The organism is Kineococcus rubinsiae (genome assembly GCF_011839805.1).
Taxonomy (GTDB): domain Bacteria; phylum Actinomycetota; class Actinomycetes; order Actinomycetales; family Kineococcaceae; genus Kineococcus; species Kineococcus rubinsiae.
Map to the genome: position 1 here is coordinate 22,475 of NZ_VWPY01000022.1, position 21,439 is coordinate 43,913.

Genomic DNA, 21,439 nt, shown 5'->3' on the forward strand with positions numbered 1-21,439 from the left:
GACGACAGCGGACCGGGTGGGGCTAACCAGTGGGAAAACGTGAGCTAGCGGAGGAGCAGCCTCCTATTGCTCGCGCCCTGGATTACCTGATGCGCAATCACCGCGACGCGGACGGAAATCCTGCGACCGCCGACCGGATCGCCGCTGGCATCGGACAGAAAAGCATCTCGGCGCCCTACATCTACGCCTTGCGCTCGGGCATAAAAAGAAATCCGACCGTAGGAACGCTTCAACTGCTCGCGAGTTACTTTGACGTAGGTGTCGGCTTCTTCTTCGAGGACGACCCGGCCGTTGCTTACAGCCGATCGCACGAGCTCCCGTCGGCAAGCCCTTCCGCTGGGGACCCCGACACAGAGGACCCGGCAACGAGCGAAGCAGCCACCGAGGGCCCTGATGACGAGGCCACCTTGCCGTCCGCAGGGGAGCAAGACTCCGCCCCGGTGACGGTCGATCTCGCCGCCCGGATCGAGACGCTGTTCCGCTTGCGTCTGCGCCCCGACGGGGCTCCGTGGAGTCTGCGCCAGGTCAGCGCGGCAGCCAAGGCTCGGGGAGTCACCCTGTCGGTGGGCTTCATCCACGACCTGCGGCGCGGAATGAAGGACAACCCGTCCAAGCAGCAGCTGGAGTGCCTGGCTGAGATCTTCGACGTGCGTCCGGGCTACTTCTTCGACGACGACGACACCTTGGCCGCGGTGAACGAGCGGTTGGAGATGCTCGGCGCCTTCGAGGACGAGCAGGCCTCGCAGATCGCACTGCGGGCCCGCAACCTGACTCCACACGACTACCGGATGGTCACCGCACTGATCGACCAGGCCACACGGGCGAACAGGGAGCAAGCTTCAGGGGAGTAGTCCCACCTTCAATCACTACGCCCCGTTACAACCGGTGATCACCCTTGGCGCCGTTGTGACCTGAGTCGGCGTTGGGTGCTTCAATACCTCGCGATGAGCGTCGGTAGAGGTAACGAGCGGGAGTGTGTGGGCGACGAGCCCAGCACGGCGGAGCGTCGTCGCCGGTGCGCCGTCCGGCTGGACCAGCTCGGGGTACGGCCGGGGATCTCGCGACGCCGTCTGATCCGGCTGCTGGAGCGGCAGGAGGGGCGTCCCATCCGGGTGGTGCACGACGGTGAGAACGGGCACCTTCGGGGGTACTCCGCTGGCGTGTCCGCCAGCGTGGACCGCCTGACCCACGCCGACCGCATCGTGATCACGGTTGCTGACCCGCTCCGCTCGGAGCGAGCCAAGCACGCCGAAGCCCACGAGTGGGCCCACCTGATCCTCGACCCTGGGTCCCGCGAGCTCCTGTCGACCTCGGTGCAGGCAGGGCCTGACGCCCCGTCGGGCGTGCACTACAAGTGCAACGTCAGCGATGAGGTCGAGCGCGAGGTCGAAATCACCGCCTACCTCCTGCAGCGGTACATGGACATGCCGCTGATCTTGGAGAGCATGCCTGCCCAGTCCGAGCTCGGCTCGGTCCTGGCTCGCCGCGTCGGTGGCCTTGACCCTCTCTGACGGCTTTGCCTGGGCAGTCGGGGTCCTCGCCGGCCTGTCCTTGGTGGCCTGCTTCGCTATGCGCGACCTGCTCGCTGGCGGCGTCCCTGAGGATCGGATGCGGGGGCTGTTGCCCGGGCAGGTGCTGTGGGAGACGCGAGGCAACCTCACTGCACGGGGTGAGCACGCACTCAAGGCGCAGCGGTCGCAGTGGCTCGCGCTGGCCTTCAACACCATCACCCTCGCGCTCTACTGCCGGCCCGTGGCGTGGTGGTTGGAGACATGGACCGCACCGGGTGCGGCCTGGGTGGCCAACCTCGTGGGGGCCTCCCTGGCGGCCCTCTTCGCTCTAGATGGCTTGATCTACTCCCTGGCCGGGGATCGCGCGCACCGGCTGGTGCGGATGAACCACCTGTTCGCCGCCGCCTGCCTGGTGCTCATCGTCGCGCCGTGGTTCGTGCAGCCACCACAGCCTCGTGGGCCTGCACTGGATGAGTTCGTCAACTACTACCAACCCACGTGGGCGAGCTTCGTCTCCACGCTGGGAATGGCGGTCTACCTACCGGTGACCTGCCTGGGCCTGGCCGTCTTTGCCTGGCGTGCAGCCAAGCGGGAGTACGACCGCGCGGTCCGGATCAGTTTGCGCCTGGTAGCGATCGGCGCGTCCGCGACGATGTCGATCGTGGGCAGCCAGTTGGCTCTGAGCCTGAGCTGGACGTTGGGTGCTCCTCTGTGGAGTGAGAACGAGGCCGCGCTTCTGCAGCTGAGCTGCGTCTTCTTCTCCAGCATGCTCCTCGTCGTCGGCTGCGCGTGGGCGCCACTGACCTTCTCCCACCGCGTCCGCGTCAGCCGCTTCCTTATGCGGCTGTGGGAGGACGACGTGCACACCCTGCGCCCGATGTGGCGTCTGCTGGGCAACGTCCACCGGACCGCCTACGAACCCGTCGGCGATCTGCAGACGGCCTCCACCCCAGCCGACCTGCAGGAGCAGCGGCACCGCCTGGCCATGGAGCTGCTCGACCACGGCCCGATGCTGGCTCAGTACCTGTCTGCGACGGGTCGCGAGAAGGCGGAACGACTCACGGGCCACGGCGCCACGGACTCTTCCCGGCACCGGGCTCTACGTGCCCTCGCTCCGCGGCTGTACCCGCTGCTTCGCCTGGTCGGAGGCTTCGCACCCGTCCGGGCCACCCGCCTGTGGCGCTGGCTCAGCGAGACCCCGCTGGCCTCCCAGGCCGCAGTGGATGCGGCCTGCGCCCGAGCCGCGGTCAAGATCGTGCTGGCGAAGGCCGGCCCGGCCGAGGAAGCAACGCCGGTCTTGACGCCGATCTTGTGGTCTGAGGACGAGGTCGTGGGCTACCTGCGTCAGCTCATCCGGGCCAACGGCAAGCCCACGGTGCAGGCGGCGGCGACCGGGGCCCAGGTGGTCATGCTGGCCGAGAGGACGTGAGGGCTGTTTTCAATCGACCGTCCTCGGCATCCGTCTCGTACCGTGAGCCCATGTCGTTCCCGTGGGCAGTCCTCCCCCCGAGCACCTGGGGCCTTCGCAGCCCTGTGCTCCTGGTCGACGAGAGCCACCTGACCCTCGAACCGACCGACCTGCCGGCCTTGGGCTTCGTTCCGCTGGAGTACGCAGTGGACCACCCTGAGACTCTCCCCACCGCCGACGTCCTGCGGGTTGACCTATGGCCCGCAGAGGGCAGCGGTGCACGGTTGTTCAAGGCCAGTGAGACCCAGCGGACGCCCCTCGACGCCTGGGGAGTGCTGCGTCCCGCTCGCCCCACCCGACCGGCTGCAGGCTGGGAGGCCCGCGAGGCTCTGCGCCCGGCAGCCCCCGACCACTTCACCGTGGAGCAGCTGCGCCAGTCCGTAGCTCGAGAGGGTCGCCTGCTGCTGCTCACCGGCGACTTGGGCACCTTCTGGTCGTCGCTGGACGAGGCGGGACTTCCGGATCGTCGTGAGGTCACCACCGGTGGCCTCATCGCGTGGGTCGCCGACGGCGGCCCGGACGGTCCTTCCGTCACTGAGAGTGCGTCGCAGCGAGCCAATGTGCGACGCCGCGGGCCCCTGAGCCGGCTGCTGTCGCGACCTGCTGGAGCTTCGGCCTGACCCTGGACCAGCAGGCTTCGATCACCTCCACCACTGGCAGGGTGCGCAAGAGCTGCGCCAGCTCACAACAGTCTCTCCTGCGACCTAGCCCTCGGTCTTAGGTCCCGTCAGGGCCATGACCGTCTCCTTAAGACTGGCTCGACGGCTCGTCAGCTCACTCAGGGGCACGCGGGCTCGAGCAGCTGCACGGCCGATCACTTCAGCGTCCAAGCCCCGCACCTCGAAGGCGCCCTCTTTCAGCATCGTCAGTGATCGCGGCTGGTCTCGAGTGCCGTGGGCCGTCGACGGCGAAGACAGTGACGAGTCCGCTCCCACCGTGGTGCGCAGGAGACCGCTGAGTAGGTCTCGCAGGTCGTGGGGTTCGGGGGAGCGGACCACGATCCCGCCGGCGTCGGCGCGTTGCATGAACACGGTCATCGGTTCATCGGCCAGAACTCTGCCCCCTGCGATGACCACGAGGTGGTCGGCAGTGAGGGCTAGTTCGGTGAGCAGATGCGAGGAGACGAAGACCGTGCGGCCCTGTGCCGCCAGGTCGCGCATCAGCTGACGCATCCAGTGGATGCCCTCGGGGTCCAGACCGTTGAGCGGTTCGTCGAGCAGCAGGGTGCGCGGGTTACCCAGCACGGCTCCGGCGAGGCCCAGCCGCTGACACATGCCGAGCGAGAGGGCTCCCACACGCCGGTCGACTGCTGCTGTGAGACCGACGAGCTCGAGCGCGTGGTCGACGTCGGCGCGGGTCAGGCCGGTGAGGGCGGCCAGGCAGCGCAGGTGGTCGCGAACGGTCCGTCCAGGATGCGCGGCCTTGGCGTCGATCAGCACCCCCAGGGCCCGCATCGGCGCAGGATGCTCCGCGAAGGGTCGTCCCTCGACGTGTACGGTGCCGGCGGTGGGCTGGTCCAGCCCTGCGATCAGGCGCATGACGCTGGACTTGCCCGCTCCGTTGGGTCCGACGAAGCCGGTGACTTGCCCCGCACGCGCACTGAAGGTGACGTCGTCGACGACGACACGCGGTGCGGCAGTGGAACGGCGCCGCGTGCGGAGAGGGCCGGGGTAGACCCGGCGCAGGTTGCTGACTTCGATCATGGGGACCTCCTGAGGCGGCGGTGTTGCAACGCGACGTCGGTGTTGAGGCGGTCAGGCAGTACGGGAGGTGAACGAGGCCGCGGCGGCGGCACACAGCAGGACCAGCCAGGCGGAGAAGGCCAGGAGTCCCGCGCCCCCAGGCAGCGCCGCAGTGTGGTCGACGACGTCCACGGTGTTGGTGATCGTCTCGGTCAGCCACCACCGATTCAGGACGTCGGTGAGCCCCCCTGCAGGAAGCAGCTGGAGGATGACGGGGACGACGAGGATCGCGCCGAGAACCGCGCAGATCGCTGCGGCTGCGCTGCGCATCAGGACGCCGGTGGCGAGTCCGGCCAGGGCCAGTCCGACCAGGACGGCGACGTTGCCAGCCAGGGCGAGCCAGGCGTGGGAGCTGGCCAGGGGGAAGTTCAGGCCGTGGTGACTCAGCCGGGCGTTGCCGATCAGCCACACCATGATCACGGCAGGGGTGCAGACCCCGGCACTCAGTAAGGCGACGACTCCGGCCTTGGCCAGCAGGAGCCGCCCGCGACGCGGTGCGGCCATGAGAGTCGTGCGGGTCATGCCGGTGCCCAGATCGCCGGTAGCGGCGACGACGCCGAAGGCAGCGACCAACCCGCGGGCTAGAACGGTTCCGGACAACGGGATGCTGAACGCGGCGGCGATGTCGCCGGGTCGTACGTCGGCGGGGCGGGCCCCGGTGGTGCTTCCGGCGGTGATCGCGACGCCGGCTCCCACGATGAGGACGCCGAGAGCGACGAGGGTCCATCGCATCGCCCGCAGGCTGGTCAGTTTGATCAACTCGCAGCGCAGCAGCCCTGTCCAGCGCACCGCACCCTCAGCAGGTTCGGTAGCAGGGGGCAACGGGGGAGTGGGCGTGCGGTTCATGTGCCGTGCTCCGTTGGGTCGAGGTGAGGGAGGGGGCCCGACGTGGGCGGGTTGTGAGTGCTGCATGAGGTCATGCGGCGCGGTGGAGGTGAGCGAGGACACCTGCCCGCACGGCGGCCGCCGCATCGCGGTGGTTGCCTCGACGGCGTCCGGGGTGCCCGGGTTGTTCGCTGCGGGGGTACCGGGGGTAGACGTCCCACGGCTGGCCGAGGACGAGAGCGGGGTGCAGAGGCAAGGCGCCTCGTCGTCGCGCACTGCGCCCGGGCGCCGTCATCCACGACTGCTCCGTGCGCCACCAGGACCAGACGTCGCGCTCGACGGTGTACCGCTCGGCGCGCTGGGCCAGGGCACCGCTCGTGCCCAGAGCGTCGGCGACGGCGTCGCGGCGGTCGTGGCGCGCCGGTGCCCAACCGGCTGCGACCGGGTGGATCAGGCCGTGTCCGGCGAGCCGGTCGAGGGTGCGTTCCAAGGTCGAGGTGTCCGCCCCGATGGAGCGGGCGAGGTCATGGGTGGTGGTCGTGCGGGTGAGGCGGGCATAGGTGTTACCTGCCAGTAGCCCCAGACCGCGGTGGGGCAAGAAGACGTCGTGTCGGGCTGCCTCGGTGCGGCGGGTCAGCAGGGTGATGAGGAGACCTCTGCGGGCGGCCCCTGCCCCTGCGGGGCGCGTGTCCGCTTGTGACCGCGCATGGTTGGTGTGGGTGTGGACAGTCGCCTGCGGGTCGATGTTCCAGCGGGCACCGTTGGGTCCTTCGGCGTTCTGGGCGCAGACAATCCAGTCGCTGGCGGCAAGGCGGAGCAGTGCGGTGCGCGCGGTCTCGCGGCCAATGCCGGCGTGCAAGGCCAGACGGCGAATGTCGGCTTCGACGGTCGTGGCGAGTCCCTGCAGGGCAAGCAGGCACAGCACGTCCAGCACGCGGCGATCTGCCGGGCCACTTCCGGTACTCCACCGGCCGGGGCTCGCATCGGCGCGGGTCTGCAGGTTCTCGACGAGGGCGGCCACAGCATCGGCTCGCGGGTCGAACGTCGGGTCGTCACCGGTCTGGCGGGGGGCGGCAGCAACGTGACGCACTGCCCGGGTCCAGTGGTGGCGCAGCACGGCAGTGCTTGAGCGGGTGCCCCGTGTGGGGCGGGGTCGTCGGCGGCTCTGTCCGTGCAGGCGTTCGGTTCGCGCGTACTCCATGCCGGGGGAGTCGAGCAGTGCAGCGACGTCATAATGGTGCCAGCGGGCGGCGGCTGCACCGATCAGGACGCGCCACAGCAGGCTGGAGGCGTCATCGCCGGGGCCGGGGTGTTCGGCCAGGGCGGCGCTGCTTGCGGCTGGTAGCGCCCGGCGGGTGCCAGGCAGGTAGACGTGGCCGGTCTCATCGACGGGGATGGGACCGTCCTGCTGCCGGGGGTCGGTGACAGGTACGCCGGGGCGTGCGCCGTTGAGCGTTTCGGCGAAGGCACGTAGTTGCGCACGAGTGGTGCTCGGGCTCAGCAGGATCGACAGGTCACCGTGCAGCACGGTGGAGGTGCTGCCGTCCCGGTGCGGGGCCCCGGGGGGTCGGCAGCAGCCGGTGACGGCGTTGCACAGCGGCGTGGGGTCCAGGCTGGGGCAGGTGCTGGCGACCGAGGTCGCGACGTCGCGGACGAGCACCTCGTCGGCTGGCTCGGCCAAGGCAAGCCAGATGTGACGACCGCCGCGTGAGCCGGAGCGGCAGACGACGTGCTCGACGCCGGCCGCGGTCAGGTGCTCCCGCAGGACCTCCTCGTCGCGAGCTGCGTCGGCGGGGTCGGTCTTGACGTCGAGGTCGAAGACCAACAGTCGGAACCGGCCGTGAGTGTCGGTGAGGGTGACGGCCCACGGCACCGGCGGCGCTGGGTCGGTCAGTGGCCAGGTCGCGACGTAGTCGTTGAGGGCTTGTCCGCTGGCGTCGACGGTGGCCACCCGCACGCGGGTGCGGGGGCTGATCGCTGCGGTCAACGCCCACGCGATCGCCTTGCGATTAGACGGCGTGGCGCCGAGGTCTGCGGCTAAGATGGCAATAGCTCCTAGTGAGTGGAACAGGCGAAGGCCCCGACCTCGCGGCCGGTCCTTTGTCGATCACCGCTTGATCTGTCGGGCCGCCAAGCACAACCAGATCGAGCGATTCACCTCCGACCCCCGCCCTTCCCCAAGGGCGGGGGTTTCGGTCGTTCAGGCGTTGTTCCGCACGTCGCCACCTCCGTTCACGAGGTCGGTCGTGTGGGCCGTGCGGGAGCGCGTCATGGTCGACGCCTCCAGGTCGGTGATCATCGGTCCACCGAGGACGACGTCGACACGGTGCGGCTCCTGGACTCCGCAGGCGGGGCAAGTACCGGCCGTGACGGGCTGCTCCTCGCCGCACTCCCGACAGGGGCCGTGGTGAGGGTGCAGGCCCGCGACGGAAGGCAGGGTGTCCTCGGAGGTGAGGAGTTGAACGACGCCAGAAGGGCGAACCGCGAGGGTCCAGGTGGCGGGTTCCTCGGTGACGGTCAGTCGCACCGGCCTGCGCAGCCGCGCAGCCAGGGTCGCTGCGCGGGCGATGACACCAGAGCGCAGATGCACGACGTCGCCGGCGGCCACAGGTCGCTCAGTGCCGTTGATGGTCAAGGTTCCGGTGCCGTCGGGACGGACCGAAGCAGAGACGCGCGGCCAGCTGGGGACCAGCTCCTGAGGAGCCTGGATCGCCCGGGTGCGCCTCACAGTCCACGGGCGACATGGGCGGCGGCGTTCAGCCACGCCCGCTGCGTCGCCGGGCGCAGTCCGTCGTAGCGGAGGATGCCGTCCACCATGCCGGGGTCGTGGGGGATCACCACGGCCTCGCGAGCGAGGTGGCCGAACGCGGTGACCATGCGGTTCTTGTCCTCGCGGGTGGCTCGGGCGTCAGCGGTGTTGACCACGACGACGGCCTCGCGCGCCAGGCGTGCGGAGTGCTCATCGCGGTCGGTGAGGGCCTCGAGCAGTCGGGCTCCGGCTTCGGCGTGGTCGTCGCGGGTGGTGGTGGCGATGACGAGCTGGTCGGTGTGGTCGATGCCCCGCTGCCAGATCGGGTCTGCGACGTCGTTGCCGCTGTCGATGAAGATGAGCCGGTAGTACTTCGAGGCCACCTGGTGGATGCGGTCCACGTCGGTACGGGTGACGCGGTCGGCAACAGCCAGGCTCACCGGCTTCGAGCGGAGCACGTCGTAGTGGTCCTCGCGCTGGTGGTGGGTGTAGGCGGCCAGGTGGGCAGCCTGCGCGTTGGGTCCCAGGAGGTCGCCCACGTGAGGCAGCAGCTCGTGCAGGGTGACCTCGTGGGGGCCCTGCTCGGTGCGCCACCCCAGGGTTCCGCGGGTCTGGTTGTTGTCCCAGGCCAAGACACCGGCACCGCCGTAGCGCGCGAACACCGCGGACAGGCACACCACCGTGGGGGTCTTGCCGACGCCGCCCTTCTCGTTAGCGATGTAGATCGTGCGCGGGGTGGGCCAGTGCTGACTCACCGCACGCCGGTCGGCGCGGAACGCCAATTCACTGGCGCTGGGGCCGACGCGCAGGCCCATGAGGCTCACGGCGCCACGCAACCCCTGTGTGGCCGGGGACTCGGCCTGGCGACTTGTAAGGAAGGACTCCCGCTGCTTCGGGTGCTGGTGTGTCCCCGGGGTCGGGTCAGTCTCCGCAGTGTCCTGGTCGAGGAGTGCCCGGCTGTCAGTGACAGGGACAGCAGTCGGGGCTGTAGCGGTGTCGACTCGCGTAGCGGCTGACGTCCACCCCGTGGGCCGCTCGAGGGGCGGGGCCGTGGGATGGGTGGTCGAGGACTCCTCAGGGCTGGAGGTGAGGGTGCGCGCCGGTGCGAGGGGGACGACCAGCGCAGCAGGGGTGAGGGTGGGTTCCACGACGGGCTCAGCCACCGGCTCAGGGACGGGCGCGACCAGCGGCTCAGGGACCGGCTCCACGACCGGCGCAGCCACTGACTCAGAGGCGGTTGGGGCGGCGGCGGTGTCGTCGGGAGCGAGCGTCCCGTCGGGATGGACGATGAACGTCCATTCGCCTTCGTCGCCGTGGGTGCGGGTGCGCAGGGGGCGGCGCAGCTCGGCCGCCTGGGCGGCGAGCAGGGCGAGGACTCGCTGGCGGGCGTCGTCGATGTCGTTGCCGGAGACGTAGTGGGTGGTGTCCGCGATCGTCACCTCGGCCTTCCCGTCGTTGCCGAGGGCGACGTCGGCCTCAGGGGCTGCGGTTACCGGAGCTGTGGTCATGTGCTTCTCCTTCGCTGATCCGAGACGAGCCGGGCTGGGCTTGCGAGGCGCTTCACGTGGGTTTCGTCGGACTCTACGAACCGAGGGTGATGCCCAGGCCTTGCATGAATGGGACGGGGTCGACGGGCTTGTTGTTGAGGTAGACCGAGAAGTGCAGGTGGCACCCGGTGGATCCACCGGAGGATCCGACGCGACCAATTTGATCGCCGGCCTTCACCTGCTGCCCCTCGCTGACGAGCATCCCGGACGCATACTCGTGCAGGTACTTGGTCTGGACACCGCCGCCGTGGTCGATGGTCATGGTGCCGTTGCCGCCGGAGTCGAACCCGACGAAAGTCACGACGCCGGACTGGGCGGCCCAGATCGGCCCCTCACATCCACCGCCGGAGAGGTCGGTACCGGCGTGAAGTTTTCGCACCCCGGTGATGGGGTGGATTCGGTAGCCGAAGGGGCTGGTGATGGGTCCCTTTGCGGGTACAGCCCAGCCGGTGGTGCTGACTTGCCCCGGGGTGGTGCCCGTGGAAGCGCACACCTGGTTCCCCGTGCCGGTCGCGAGCCCGGTGTCAATTCCGGACAAGCCTTCCACGACGGCGACCGCGTTGTCCCAGTACCTGGTGTAGTGGTTGGGGTCGGCGTTTCGCTGGGTGCGGTGCGCGATGACCGTGGGTTCCAGGGACTCACGGTCCTGGACTTTCATCAGGGCCTTGAAATAGTTCGTCGCCGAGATGTAGGGGTTCATGCGGTCGGCGTAGCTGCCCCACGCACCGTTGGCGCGCTGCTGGAACAGCCCGCGGGAGTCCGGCCCGGCCGCATCGCCGTAGTCGATGACGCGCAGGCCGGACTCACCCATCGCTGTCATGACACCGGTGGTCTGGTCTCGGACTCCTAGACCAAGATCCTTCCCGGCCTGGATGACGTAGGCGGCGTTGACGAGCTGCTCGTGGCCGTAGTTCCCGATCTTGTTCTGCGGGACGGAGGCGGGCTCGATGGTGACGCTGGAGACGCTGCCGGCCTCGGGGTTGCAGGAGGCGTTGGCGTTGGGGCCGAACAGCAGCAGGAACCCCGCGATGGGAGCCACGATGAGGACGGGGACGGCCACGAAGGCGGCGCACCCGATCCCCACTCCTGCCTTGCGGTTCGACATCGTTACTTCACTCCCTCCGGTGGGGTGAGGCTGGCCACCAGCCATCCAGCTGTCGCGTCGGCGCGGGTGACCACGACGAGGTAGGGACCGACGTCGGTCGGGACGGTCACACTCGCGACGTAGGCGCTCGTCTGGTCGGTGATGCGTGCATCCCCGACGACACCGTGGGCGGGGACGTTGGCGGGGTCGGCGTAGGCGTAGTCCTGCTGCGCTTGCTGAGTCAGCAGGGGGGACAGGTCAGCCCACCACGTGGGGTAGTCCAGGAAGGGGCGGGCGAAGGCGGTCATAGCCGCTTCGGCTGCCTCGTTGGCATTGTGGCGGGCCTGCTCGTCCCAGGTGGGCGCCGGCTGAGGGGCGATGGTCTCGCCGGTGTCCTCATCGATGTCGCCGCTGGTGGCTGAGGGGACGGTGCTCAGGTCGGTGGGCAGCACTGGGCCGGAGGGCGGGCTGCTGGTGGGGATGGTGCTCGTGGGCGTCGGGTTCGGCGGCGCCTCCCTCGTCGTGCTCCCACCTCCTCCGCAGGCGCCGACGACGCCTACCAGCAGTGCAGCGCTCGTCCACTGCAGCGGCTTCTTCACTGGAACGTCCCCTCGATGACGGAGCGCAGGGGGCTCCGATGGTCGTTGGTGGTCCTGGACCCGCAGTGTGGGTCGCGGCCTCGGGCAGCGTTGGCGCCTTGTCGCAGGGTTTCCTTGAGTTCGTCGCGGAGAATGAACCAGGTTCCGCCCACCTTGTAGCCGGGGATGACGCCGTCCTTGAGCCACTTGTAGAGACCGGGCTTGGTCAGGGCCAGGAGTTCGGCGACTTCGGGTGCGCTGAGGGTTTGCCCTCGACCTTCGAACAGCGCGTCGAGCCCTGACTCCGACGTCATGGTGCAACCTCCTGGACGGGTATTATTCCGGCAGAGTGGACGATGGCAGGGAACCTACCCTCTGTCGAGGTCTGTAGTCCATTGACGTACACCATACCCTCTGGTTGAGTCTGTGGGTATAGTCGGCGCAGCAGGCCGACGGTATCGGAGGACGAACATGAGTGCTGATCGCAATCCCTGGCTCTCTCAGCCCGTGGCCCCACCGGCACCGGCACCGGGGGCGACCACGACCATCCACCTCTCAGCACCGACCGGGCCCTCGACCCCGCACGCCGGGGTTCCTGCACCGGACCTGGTCGACCAGCTCCCGATGCGGGAACAGCAGCGACAGGCGGATCTGTGGTGCCTGGGGTCTCACGGCGGGGCAGGAGAAAGCACTCTCGCCGGTCTCGTCCCTGGGTGGGCCGAGGCTGGGCACGCCTGGCCTCGTGTCGGCGTTTGGGGACGCACCCCGGTCGTCCTCATGGCGCGCTCGGACCTCCGGGGTCTTCGCGCCGCTCAGGCGGCAGCCACGCAGTGGGCTGCTGGCCTGACCCCGGGCGTCGAGCTCCTGGGGCTCGTGGTGTCCGCGGACTCCCCGGGACGCCTACCGCAGCCGCTGCGTGAGCTGCTGCGGGTCATCGCCGGCGGCGTCCCGCGGGTGTGGGAGCTGCCCTGGGTCGAGTCCTGGCGGACTGACGCGGCCAAGCCCGCCAACGCCCCGCGCGGTGTGCGTCGCGTCGTGGACGAGCTGACCGTCCTGCTTCACCAAAGCGCTACTGGCGACCCTCACCGAAAGGACCTGCGATGAGCACCCTGCACCTGGCCTTGACCTCGGCCAACGACCTCGTGGCCGCCTTGCCCATGAACGGCATCCCCGACCCCACCGCTGCGCGGCCGCCGGGCATGGAGTCCATCGACACCGTCCTTAACTGGGGCAAGTGGGTCGCCCTGATCATCTGCGTCGGAGCGCTCATCGCCGCCGGCGCCCTGATGGCCTTCAACAGTCGCCGCGGGGAAGGCGGCGAGCACGTCGGCCGCATCGCCAGCGCCCTGTTCGGCGTGTGCATCATCGGCGGCGCAGGGACGATGATCGGCTTCCTGGCCACCTGAGCCGGCGCGCGAGCCGGACACCGAAGCGGAGGTAGTGATGAGCAACGAGGACAGCAGGACCCGCAGCCCCTTCACGACGTGGTACTTCATCGCGTCGGCGGTCGCTGTAGGGCTCGTCGTCATCGTCGCCGTGGTTCTGGCGATCATCAACTCCCGTGACGGCGGCAGCTCGGCCTCCCCGGTGCCCACCCAGACAAGCCAGACCGAAGCGGGCTCTTCCTCGTCGACTCCGCAGTCCTCCGATGCTGCGGAGTCGACGAGCATCTGCGGGCTGGCGGGAGAAGACACCGCGGCCACCCTCACGACGGCACCCGCGGCCTCCTGGCAGTACCAGGGCACCACCGCCTACCCCACGTCATCGACCGCCGGCCCCGGTAGCACCGACGCCAGCGGTGTGCGCTCCTGCTTCCAGCGGTCCGTGACCGGAGCGGTCTTCGCGGCCGCCAACGCGGTCGCGCAGGGCACGGAAACCTCGACCGCCGCGACGTGGCTTGACTCCTTCATGACCAAGGACTCCCCGCGTGACGGTCTGAGCGGCACCGCCGGTGGCGACTTCGAGTCCGGCGTCCGCGCCAACGTTACTGGCTTCAAGGTCCTCGACTACACCGGCGAGACCGCCACCGTCGACATGGCCGTGACCGGGTCCGCGGCCGGACAGTCCGTCGACCTGTCCATGGTCTACAACCTGCGCTGGGAGGACGGCGACTGGAAGCTCGTCGTCACGGACCCCGCGACCCTCATCGACGTCTCGACCATCCCGAACCTCGCCGGCTACATCTCCTGGGGGCCGTAACCATGCCCGACTGCACGGGCCTGAACGCCATAAATCCGCTGTGCCAAGCCGCAAAAGGCGTGTCTAGCGTCCTGGACGGCCAGCTCGAGAGTTTCGCCAACGGCGTCACCGAGATGTTCGGCAAGTTCGTCGCATCCCTAGGGAGCATGTGGGTCTACATCAAGACCCCGGACCTGGCGGGAACGGGAGGGACTTCCCCCGTCCCCGCCGGAGCGGCCCCCGCCAACGCAGGAAACCTGGTCGCCGTCCTGGACGGCGTCATGTGGTTGTCACTGGCGATCGCCGTGCTGTCCCTCATCGCCCTCGGAGCGAGGCTGGCCGTGTCCATGCGAGCCGGTGAGGGCCTGGCCACCGTGGGCCGGGTGAGCTGGATCCTGGGGGGGGTCATCCTGATCTCCGCCGCCGGCGCAGTGGTCACCCGCCTTGTCCCCACCAACCCCAACGGCTCCGCGGGAGCAGTGCTGTTCCTGCAGTCGTCGCTGACCTGGGTGACGATCTCCGTGGCGATCGGCGCCACGATCATCGGTGGCGCGCAGATGGCGTGGCACCAGCGCGCTGAGCCCGGCCGCAACTGGCTGTCTGCGATGTTGACCCTCGTAGTCGTCGCTGGTGCAGGCACCTTCTTCGTGAGCATGCTGACCAAGACCGCCGACTCCACCGCCGCGTGGCTGCTTCAAGGCGCTCTCTCCTGCGACATCACCGATCCGGCCGGGAGCTGCTTCGGCCGACAGATGATGACCCTGCTCGGCCTGTCGACCGTGGTGCCCCTTGGGCCGCTGACGGTCATCTTCATGGGTACCACCGCGATCTGGGCCAGCTTCTTCCAGGTGGCACTGATGGTCCTTCGCCTGGGCCTGCTGGTGATCATGACCGGCACGCTGCCTCTGTCGGCGTCCTTCGCCAACACCGAGATGGGACGCACCTGGTTCAAGCGACACGTGGCGTGGCTGCTGGCGTTCATCCTCTACAAGCCCGCCGCCGCGGTGGTCTACGCCGCCGCGTTCCAGCTCGCGGGTACCAACGCCTTCGCCGGGGACTCCACGGGGCTGGTGGCCATCATCGCCGGCCTGGCCCTGATGGGCCTGGCACTGATCATGCTCCCTGCCCTCATGGTCATGGTGAGTCCGATGGCCAACCTCGGCGGCGGTGGCGGCGGGGCGGGCGCAGGTGCTGGCCTGCTGGCCGCCCTGCCCACCGGGGCTGCGGCCGTCGGCCGCCTGGCCGGGAGCGGCTTCGGGGGACGGAGCAGTCAAGGGCCCAGCGGCAGCGGCGGAGGCCAGGGCCCCAGCGGCAGCGGCGGGGGGCAGGGTTCACCCGGCGGCGGCGGGGGACAAGGTCCCAGCGGCTCCTCGGCCCTCGGTCCCAGCGGCAGCGCCGGTGCAGCTCCCGCCGCCGCCGGTGCTGCACCGGCGACCGCCGGTGCAGCCGCCGGCACCTCGGGCGGGGCTGCGGCAGGCGGAGCAGCGGCAAGCGGAGCAGCAGCGGGCGGTGCCGGAGCGGGCGGAGCAGCAGCCGCAGGCGCGGCAGGCGGTCCCGTGGGTATCGCCGCCGGTGCAGCCATCGGCGTCGCCTCGAAGGCCGCCGACGGCGCCAAGCAGGCCGCACAGAACCTCGGACGACAGGCAACAGGCGATGGGAGCAAGTCCTGATGACGACGCTGGAAGACAGAGCACCACGGACCTACGGTAACTGGCAGCGCCCGACGTCTCCGGGACTGCTGGGCCTGGGCTCGCTGGGGACCCTCATGCTCTTCGGCGGACTGATCTTCACCGTCTTCACCGTGATGCTCGTCGGCTTCCTGGCCGGTCTGGGCGTCTTCCTCGTGGTCGCGATCCTGGTCGCCGCAGTGACGACCCGCGACAAGCACGGGATGAATATCCTGACCCGCACGGCGGCCCGGTCGGCGTGGTGGTCCTCGCGTGCCCGCGGCCTGCACCTGTACCGCTCCGGGCCGTTGGGTCGGGCCCTCTGGGGCACCTACCAGCTGCCCGGGCTGGTGGCTGGGGTGCGCCTGAGCGAACACCAGGACGCCTACGGCCGCCCGTTCGCGATGCTCTACTGCCCGGCCACCTGGACGTACTCGGTGGTCATCGGCACCGAACCCGTCGGCGGCGAACTCGTGGAACAGGCTCAAGTCGACGTCTGGGTGGGGCGGTGGGGCCGCTGGCTGGCCAAGCTGGCCGACGAGTCGGGCCTCGAGGGTGCCTCGGTGACCGTTGAGACCGCTCCCGACAGCGGCGCGCGACTGCGGCAGGAGGTGGAGGGACACCTCGACCCCGACGCCCCCGCGTTCGCGCAGGCCGTCATGCGTCAGGTCGTCGACGAGTACTCCGTCGGCTCCTCGCAGGTCCGGGCCTACATCGCCCTGACGTTCAGCGCAGCCAGTCGCATCGACGGCAAGCGGCGCAAGCCTGACGACATGGGCCGCGACTTGGCGGCCCGGCTGCCTGGTCTGACCTCTGAGCTGGCGGCCACCGGCGCTGGTGGCCCTCGCTTGGTGAACGCCCAGGAGCTGTGCGAGCTCGTCCGCGTCGCCTACGACCCGGCCGCCGCACCGCTCATCGACGAGGCCCACGCTGCCGGAGAGGTCCCGGACCTGCACTGGTCCGATGTCGGACCGGCCGCGGCGCAGGCGACGTGGGACGGCTACCGGCATGACTCAGCGTTCTCGATGACGTGGGGGATGACCGAAGCCCCGCGCGGCAACAGCCAGTCCGACGTCCTGGAGCGGCTCCTGGCCCCGCACGACGACATCGCCCGCAAGCGGGTCACCCTCCTGTACCGCCCGCTGCCGACGGCACGGGCGTCGGCGATCGTGGAGACCAACCTCCGGGCCGCGGAGTTCAAGGTCAGCTCCTCCAGCAAGCCCACGGCGCGGGCACTGGTCGCGGCTCGCCAAGCTCAGGCCATCGCCGGAGAAGAGGCGAACGGAGCCGGCCTCGTGCAGTTCGGCCTCCTGGTCACCGCCACTGTCGACGACCTCAGCAAGGAGCGCCTCGCCCGGGCCGCCATCGACACCTTGGGTGCCACGGCCAGAGTGCAGCTGCGCCCGATGTACGGCACCCAGGACGCCGCCTTCGCCGCGGCGCTACCGCTCGGACTGGTCCTGCCCAAGCACGTGAAGATCCCCACCGAACTGCGGGAGAAGCTGTGAGCCGCGACGACTTCTGGGACCCGACCGTGGAGACCGTCGTCGCGGCGGGGCGTTCAGGTGCTGGTACGGGCGCAGAGCCTGCCGGACAGGGCACTCGGAAGGGGAGGACGTCGCGCCTGCACCGGGCGCAGCGTCGAGCTGACCGCAAGGCCGCCCGCAAGGCGATCCCGCACGCGGCAGGCAAGAGCACCGCGCCCTCTACGCCGAGCAAGACCCCGCGGCCGGAGCGCCCAACGAGCCGCGGGTGGGCGCGCACCGGCGGTGGCTACGCAACCCGGGTGGAGGCCCCACCCGAGTTCCGCGGGACCACGGTGCAGGTGTGTGGACTGTGGCCGTTCTCCGTGGGCGCAGGAACCCCGATGGTGGGGGTTCCGATGGGCAAGCACCAGACGACGGGCGCGACGCTGTGCTGTGACCCGATCTCCTGGTTCCAGCCCGACCGTGGCGCCAACCTGATCAACAACCCCAGCATGTTCGTCCTGGGGATGCCCGGCCTGGGTAAGTCCACCTGGATCCGCCGGATGGCGGTCGGGCTGTGCTCCTACGGCGTGATCCCACTGGCTCTGGGCGACCTGAAGCCGGACTACACCCGCATGGTCCGCGCCCTCGGCGGGCAGGTCATCACTCTGGGCCCGGGCCGCGACCGTCTCAACGTCCTAGACCCCGGAGAGTCCGCGCGTGCCGCGCGCCGACTGCGGGCTGCGGGCTTCGACCAGCAGGCCGACGAGGTGTTGGCCGACGCGCAGAAGCGGCGCCGGTCGATGGTCGAAGCGCTGCTCGTGCTGATCCAGCCCGACCGTCCCAAGCTGGCTCGGGAGATGATGGTCGTCGACGCCGCACTGCTGATACTCGACGACACCCTGCAGCGGGTGCCGGAGATGCCGGACCTCCTGCAGCTGGTGGAGCAGGCTCCTCAGCCGCTGAGGGATGCCGCCCTGGATCGTGGCGTCATGACCCGCTACCAGGAGCTCACCGAGGACCTGGAAGCCGCGCTCCGGTCGCTCGTCAGCGGCGACGGGGCCATGGCCGACACCTTCTCCGGGGGCACCACGACGCGGATGCGCATGGACGTCCCCGTGGCCTACGACGTCTCCTCCACGGGCGACAGCAACGACGCTCTGGCGGCCGGACTCTTGCTGGCCTGTTGGTCGACGGGTTTCGCCACCGTCAACATCGCCCAGGTCCTCGCCGACGTCGGGCTCGAACCGCGCCGGCACTACCTCACGATCGTGGACGAGCTGTGGCGGGCCCTGCAGTTCGGAGGCCGCATCGTGGACGCGGCCAACAGCCAGACCCGTCTGAACCGTGAGACCGGGACAGGAGTCGTGTGGGCCTCGCACACGATGAAGGACCTCGAAGCCCTGGCGCTGGAGGAGGACCGCATGAAGGCTCGCGGCTTCGTCGAGCGCGCCGGCATCGTCGTCTGCGGTGGCTTGCCGGAATCGGAGATGCCGCGGCTGAGCAAGGCGGTGACGCTGTCCGGTGCGGAGATGAGGGAGCTCACCGAGTGGTCAGCGCCGGGGGAGTGGAACTCCGCCCTAGGGCGAACGGAAGACCCGCCCGGTCGTGGGAAGTTCCTGATCAAGGTCGGCGCCCGGCCGGGCATCCCCGTCTACGTCGCCCTCACCGACGCGGAACGAGCCATCAACGACACCAATCTGCGCTGGCACGAGCTCTCGCGGGTGGGCCGCTACAACCCCGACGCGGAGGAGGACGAGGTGGCTGCCCCCAGCGTAACGATCGACCTCACGACGGCGGCCGCTGACGCCGCTGCGGCCACGGATGCACCCACCCTGCCTGCCGCGCCGGCCGCCCTGTCCCCTGAGATGGGCGAGGACCTCCCCACAGGGGCCGTTACGGTCCCAGACACGCTGACTCCTGAGCAGCCCACCGGCGACGAGGCGGTGCAGCGATGAGCGCGACGACCAACCGCCGCAACGGGCCAGGAGGCATGGGCGCCGAGACGGTCCTCATGTCCGTCGCCGTCGGCCTGATCATCACCGGGCTGGGTTCGTTGTACGCCGCCATGTACCTCGGGCACCGACTGGCCGGTGACGACGTGACCCTGCCGTCGGACCCGTTCGCCCTAACCTTCGGTGTCCTGGGCGGAGACCTACCCTGGCCCGGGGTCTTCGGATGGGTCATCCTCGCCGCGGTCCCCCTGGTGCTCCTGACCCTCGGGGTCGTGGTCCTGAGCTGGTACATGAAGGGCACCAGGAAGCGCAGCCGCGTGGACCCCGCTGCCGTCCACCTGGGTCGGGCCCGCGACGTGGAGAGCCTGCGCACAGAGGCGGCACGGGCCACGGCCCGGCGTCTCGGGATGCACGGCGACCTCGAGGTGCCCGGTGTTCCGATCGGTCGGATGGTCAACGGCGGTTTCCCGCTGTGCGGGTCCTGGGAGGACATGCACCTCGACATCTGGGGCCCCCGCACCGGCAAGACGACCTCACGGGCCATCCCTGCCATCCTCGCGGCCCCCGGCGCGGTGCTGGTGACCTCGAACAAGCGGGACGTCGTGGACGCCACGCGGAACCCGCGCGAGAAGTCCGGTCCCGTCTTCGTCTTCGACCCGCAGAACATCGCCGGCGAACAAGCGTGGTGGTGGTGGAACCCGCTGTCCTACGTCACCGACGAGGTGCGCGCGGCGCGCCTGGCGGGTCACTTCGTGGCTGGCTCCCGGGAAGCGGGCGCCAAGACCGACGCCTACTTCGACAACGCCGCCAAGGACCTCCTCGCCGGCCTGCTGCTCGCTGCAGCTCTGGACAAGCGTCCGATCACAGACGTCTACCTGTGGCTGACCCGACCCACGGAGACCGAGCCGGCCACGATCCTGCGTCGCCACGGCTTCACGCTGCAGGCCGCTCTCGTGCAGTCGACCATCGACCTGCCCGACAAGCAGCGCGCTGGTGTCTACGGCAGCGCCCAGCAGTTCGTCTCCTGCTTGACCAACCGTCAGGTCGCGGCCTGGGTCAACCCCACACCGGATCGTGATGGGCGTGACGAGCGCCGCCAGTTCAACCCCGCCGACTTCGTGCGCGGACAGGGAACCCTCTACAGCCTGTCCAAGGAGGGTGAAGGGACCGCGGGACCGCTGGTCACCGCACTGACCGTCGCCGTCGTCGAGGCGGCCGAGGAGCTGGCCACCACCTGCGCCGGCGGCCGGCTGGCTACACCCCTGCTGGGAGTCCTCGACGAGGCCGCCAACGTCTGCCGCTGGAAGGAGCTGCCGAACCTTTACAGCCACTACGGGTCCCGCGGGATCGTCTTGATGACCATCCTGCAGTCCTGGTCCCAAGGCGCCGTGGTCTGGGGCAAGGAGGGGATGGCCAAGCTGTGGAGCGCCTCGAACGTCAAGGTCTACGGAGGCGGTGTCAGTGAGGTTGACTTCCTGGAGAATCTGTCCCGCCTACTGGGCAACTACGAGCGAGTGGTGACCTCGTCCTCGAGCGGACGCGGACGGCGGACCACGAGCCGTCAGCTGCAGCGGGAGCGCATCCTGGAAGTCGACGACCTAGCTGCTCTTCCGAAGGGGCGCGCGATCGTGCTGTCTTCCGGTAACCGGCCCGCCATGATCGAGACCCAGCCGTGGATGACCGGGCCTCACTCGGAGGAGGTCAAGGCGTCCGTCCTCGCTCACGACCCGCAAGGTCGGGTGACCATCGACGTTGCGGCTGTGGAGCTCGCCGCGGTGCGCAGCAGCTTGGCCACCCACGCCGGGGCGGATGCGTGATGAGCGCCAGCGACTGGGGGGTTGAGGACTGGGGCGGATCAGCCAACGCGGCCGACGGCAGCGAGGACGCTGCTACCGCTCAACACGCTGAGTGGATAGGCAACGGCATCGAGGCCGAGGACGCGGAGGTCGACGACGTGGACCTCGGCGAGGACCCCCCGGTGGACGAGCTGACGGGAGAACTACTGGACGAGCCCGCCGGTCCCAGAGTGAGCGGGGCGGACCGCCCGCAGCGCGTCCTGGGCGTGGACGTCGGCAGCCTGGCTACGCATGCCGTGGACGAGGCGGTCCAGGCGGCAGTGCAGCGCCAGGTAGCCAAGATCGCTCAGGAGTCTGTGGCGAAGGCACTGACCCCAGAGGTGCTTGCTGCGCTGCGGGTCCGCGCCCAGGAGGCCACGACCGCGGCCGTCAGCGAGCACGTCGCCCAGGACGGGACCAAGGCCCTAGCCGACGCGGACGAACCGTCACTGCACTACGGCTCAGTCGACGAGTTCGTGCGTGAGCACTTGCGCGTGGTGTACCGGCCCCGCATCGACGGCAAGAACCGGTTGTGGTCTGCGCAGTGGTGGAAGTACCCGGAAGCCCGCATCCGCCTAGAGGCGATCTGGCGGGCCTGGGAACATCTTCGCCTCGACCCCGCCACCGGGGTGAGCGTGTGGTGGCGCGATCACGCCGACTACCACTTGGGCGTCCTGACGAGCCCCGCAACCAGTCCGTTTCCGGCTGTCTATGACGACAGCGTGAACACAAGCGAGTTTGGCGACCCATTACCGTACATTGCTCCACCCAAGGAACTTTTCCCAGATACGCGCGTTGCGCGACCATCTTCTGGAGAGGAGCCTGGTGACTAGC

20 protein-coding genes are annotated in these 21,439 nt (G+C 69.5%); 12 read left to right on the forward strand and 8 right to left on the reverse strand.

Annotation, left to right across the window (positions count from 1 at the left end; genetic code table 11):
* Positions 1-89: 89 nt before the first annotated feature.
* The 4 genes from F1544_RS12205 (at position 90) to F1544_RS12220 (ending at position 3,599) form a co-directional block, all read left to right on the forward strand.
* The gene (locus F1544_RS12205; protein WP_167585717.1) at positions 90-851 is read left to right on the forward strand and encodes a helix-turn-helix transcriptional regulator; all 762 of its coding nucleotides are present in this window, start codon (positions 90-92) and stop codon (positions 849-851) included.
* Positions 852-1,160: 309 nt separating this feature from the next.
* Positions 1,161-1,511, forward strand: a complete 351-nt coding sequence (locus F1544_RS12210; protein ID WP_167585719.1) for a hypothetical protein — start codon at positions 1,161-1,163, stop codon at positions 1,509-1,511.
* 58 nt (positions 1,512-1,569) lie between these two features.
* On the forward strand, positions 1,570-2,940 hold the full coding sequence (locus F1544_RS12215; RefSeq protein WP_167585721.1) for a hypothetical protein: 1,371 nt from the start codon (positions 1,570-1,572) through the stop codon (positions 2,938-2,940).
* Between the two features lie 104 nt (positions 2,941-3,044).
* Entirely contained in the window at positions 3,045-3,599 is a 555-nt protein-coding gene (locus tag F1544_RS12220; protein ID WP_208971755.1) for a hypothetical protein, read from the forward strand.
* An 84-nt stretch (positions 3,600-3,683) separates the two neighbouring features.
* Here F1544_RS12220 and F1544_RS12225 read toward each other — a convergent pair whose 3' ends face one another.
* The 8 genes from F1544_RS12225 to F1544_RS12260 all read right to left on the reverse strand — a co-directional run bounded on the left by F1544_RS12225 (position 3,684) and on the right by F1544_RS12260 (position 11,818).
* Positions 3,684-4,682: an ABC transporter ATP-binding protein gene (locus tag F1544_RS12225; protein ID WP_167585726.1), complete on the reverse strand. Its 999-nt coding sequence runs from the start codon at positions 4,680-4,682 to the stop codon at positions 3,684-3,686.
* A gap of 51 nt (positions 4,683-4,733) precedes the next feature.
* On the reverse strand, positions 4,734-5,567 hold the full coding sequence (locus tag F1544_RS12230; protein WP_167585728.1) for a hypothetical protein: 834 nt from the start codon (positions 5,565-5,567) through the stop codon (positions 4,734-4,736).
* A gap of 70 nt (positions 5,568-5,637) precedes the next feature.
* Positions 5,638-7,497 carry a hypothetical protein gene (locus F1544_RS12235; protein WP_167585730.1) on the reverse strand — a complete coding sequence of 620 codons (1,860 nt, stop codon included), beginning with the start codon at positions 7,495-7,497 and terminating at the stop codon, positions 5,638-5,640.
* 249 nt (positions 7,498-7,746) lie between these two features.
* Positions 7,747-8,154, reverse strand: coding sequence for a hypothetical protein (locus F1544_RS12240; protein WP_167585732.1), 408 nt, complete (start codon positions 8,152-8,154; stop codon positions 7,747-7,749).
* Positions 8,155-8,270: 116 nt separating this feature from the next.
* Positions 8,271-9,803, reverse strand: coding sequence for an AAA family ATPase (locus tag F1544_RS12245; protein ID WP_167585734.1), 1,533 nt, complete (start codon positions 9,801-9,803; stop codon positions 8,271-8,273).
* Between the two features lie 73 nt (positions 9,804-9,876).
* Complete coding sequence (locus F1544_RS12250) at positions 9,877-10,947, reverse strand: M23 family metallopeptidase (protein WP_167585736.1); 1,071 nt, start codon at positions 10,945-10,947, stop codon at positions 9,877-9,879.
* Positions 10,948-10,949: 2 nt separating this feature from the next.
* Positions 10,950-11,378, reverse strand: a complete 429-nt coding sequence (locus tag F1544_RS12255; RefSeq protein WP_208971756.1) for a hypothetical protein — start codon at positions 11,376-11,378, stop codon at positions 10,950-10,952.
* A 143-nt stretch (positions 11,379-11,521) separates the two neighbouring features.
* Entirely contained in the window at positions 11,522-11,818 is a 297-nt protein-coding gene (locus tag F1544_RS12260) for a helix-turn-helix domain-containing protein (RefSeq protein ID WP_167585740.1), read from the reverse strand.
* Between the two features lie 310 nt (positions 11,819-12,128).
* On the opposite strand from F1544_RS12260, the gene F1544_RS26850 reads away from it, so the two are divergent.
* The 8 genes from F1544_RS26850 to F1544_RS12295 all read left to right on the forward strand — a co-directional run bounded on the left by F1544_RS26850 (position 12,129) and on the right by F1544_RS12295 (position 21,438).
* Positions 12,129-12,608, forward strand: coding sequence for a DUF6668 family protein (locus tag F1544_RS26850; protein WP_373368076.1), 480 nt, complete (start codon positions 12,129-12,131; stop codon positions 12,606-12,608).
* Positions 12,605-12,910, forward strand: a complete 306-nt coding sequence (locus F1544_RS12265; RefSeq protein ID WP_208971757.1) for a hypothetical protein — start codon at positions 12,605-12,607, stop codon at positions 12,908-12,910. The genes F1544_RS26850 and F1544_RS12265 overlap by 4 nt, the downstream gene beginning before the upstream one ends.
* A 37-nt stretch (positions 12,911-12,947) precedes the next feature.
* Positions 12,948-13,703 carry a DUF8175 domain-containg protein gene (locus tag F1544_RS12270; protein ID WP_167585742.1) on the forward strand — a complete coding sequence of 252 codons (756 nt, stop codon included), beginning with the start codon at positions 12,948-12,950 and terminating at the stop codon, positions 13,701-13,703.
* Between the two features lie 2 nt (positions 13,704-13,705).
* A complete protein-coding gene (locus F1544_RS12275) occupies positions 13,706-15,352 on the forward strand; it encodes a TrbL/VirB6 family protein (RefSeq protein WP_167585744.1) in 1,647 nt (548 codons plus the stop codon).
* Positions 15,352-16,857, forward strand: a complete 1,506-nt coding sequence (locus F1544_RS12280) for an SCO6880 family protein (protein ID WP_208971758.1) — start codon at positions 15,352-15,354, stop codon at positions 16,855-16,857. Before F1544_RS12275 ends, F1544_RS12280 begins: the two co-directional genes overlap by 1 nt.
* 374 nt (positions 16,858-17,231) lie before the next feature.
* Positions 17,232-18,773: a putative type IV secretion/conjugal transfer ATPase gene (locus F1544_RS12285; RefSeq protein WP_208971759.1), complete on the forward strand. Its 1,542-nt coding sequence runs from the start codon at positions 17,232-17,234 to the stop codon at positions 18,771-18,773.
* Positions 18,770-20,587, forward strand: coding sequence for a type IV secretory system conjugative DNA transfer family protein (locus F1544_RS12290; RefSeq protein WP_167585746.1), 1,818 nt, complete (start codon positions 18,770-18,772; stop codon positions 20,585-20,587). The genes F1544_RS12285 and F1544_RS12290 overlap by 4 nt, the downstream gene beginning before the upstream one ends.
* Complete coding sequence (locus F1544_RS12295; protein ID WP_167585748.1) at positions 20,587-21,438, forward strand: DUF4913 domain-containing protein; 852 nt, start codon at positions 20,587-20,589, stop codon at positions 21,436-21,438. The genes F1544_RS12290 and F1544_RS12295 overlap by 1 nt, the downstream gene beginning before the upstream one ends.
* The last annotated feature ends 1 nt before the right edge of the window (position 21,439 follow it).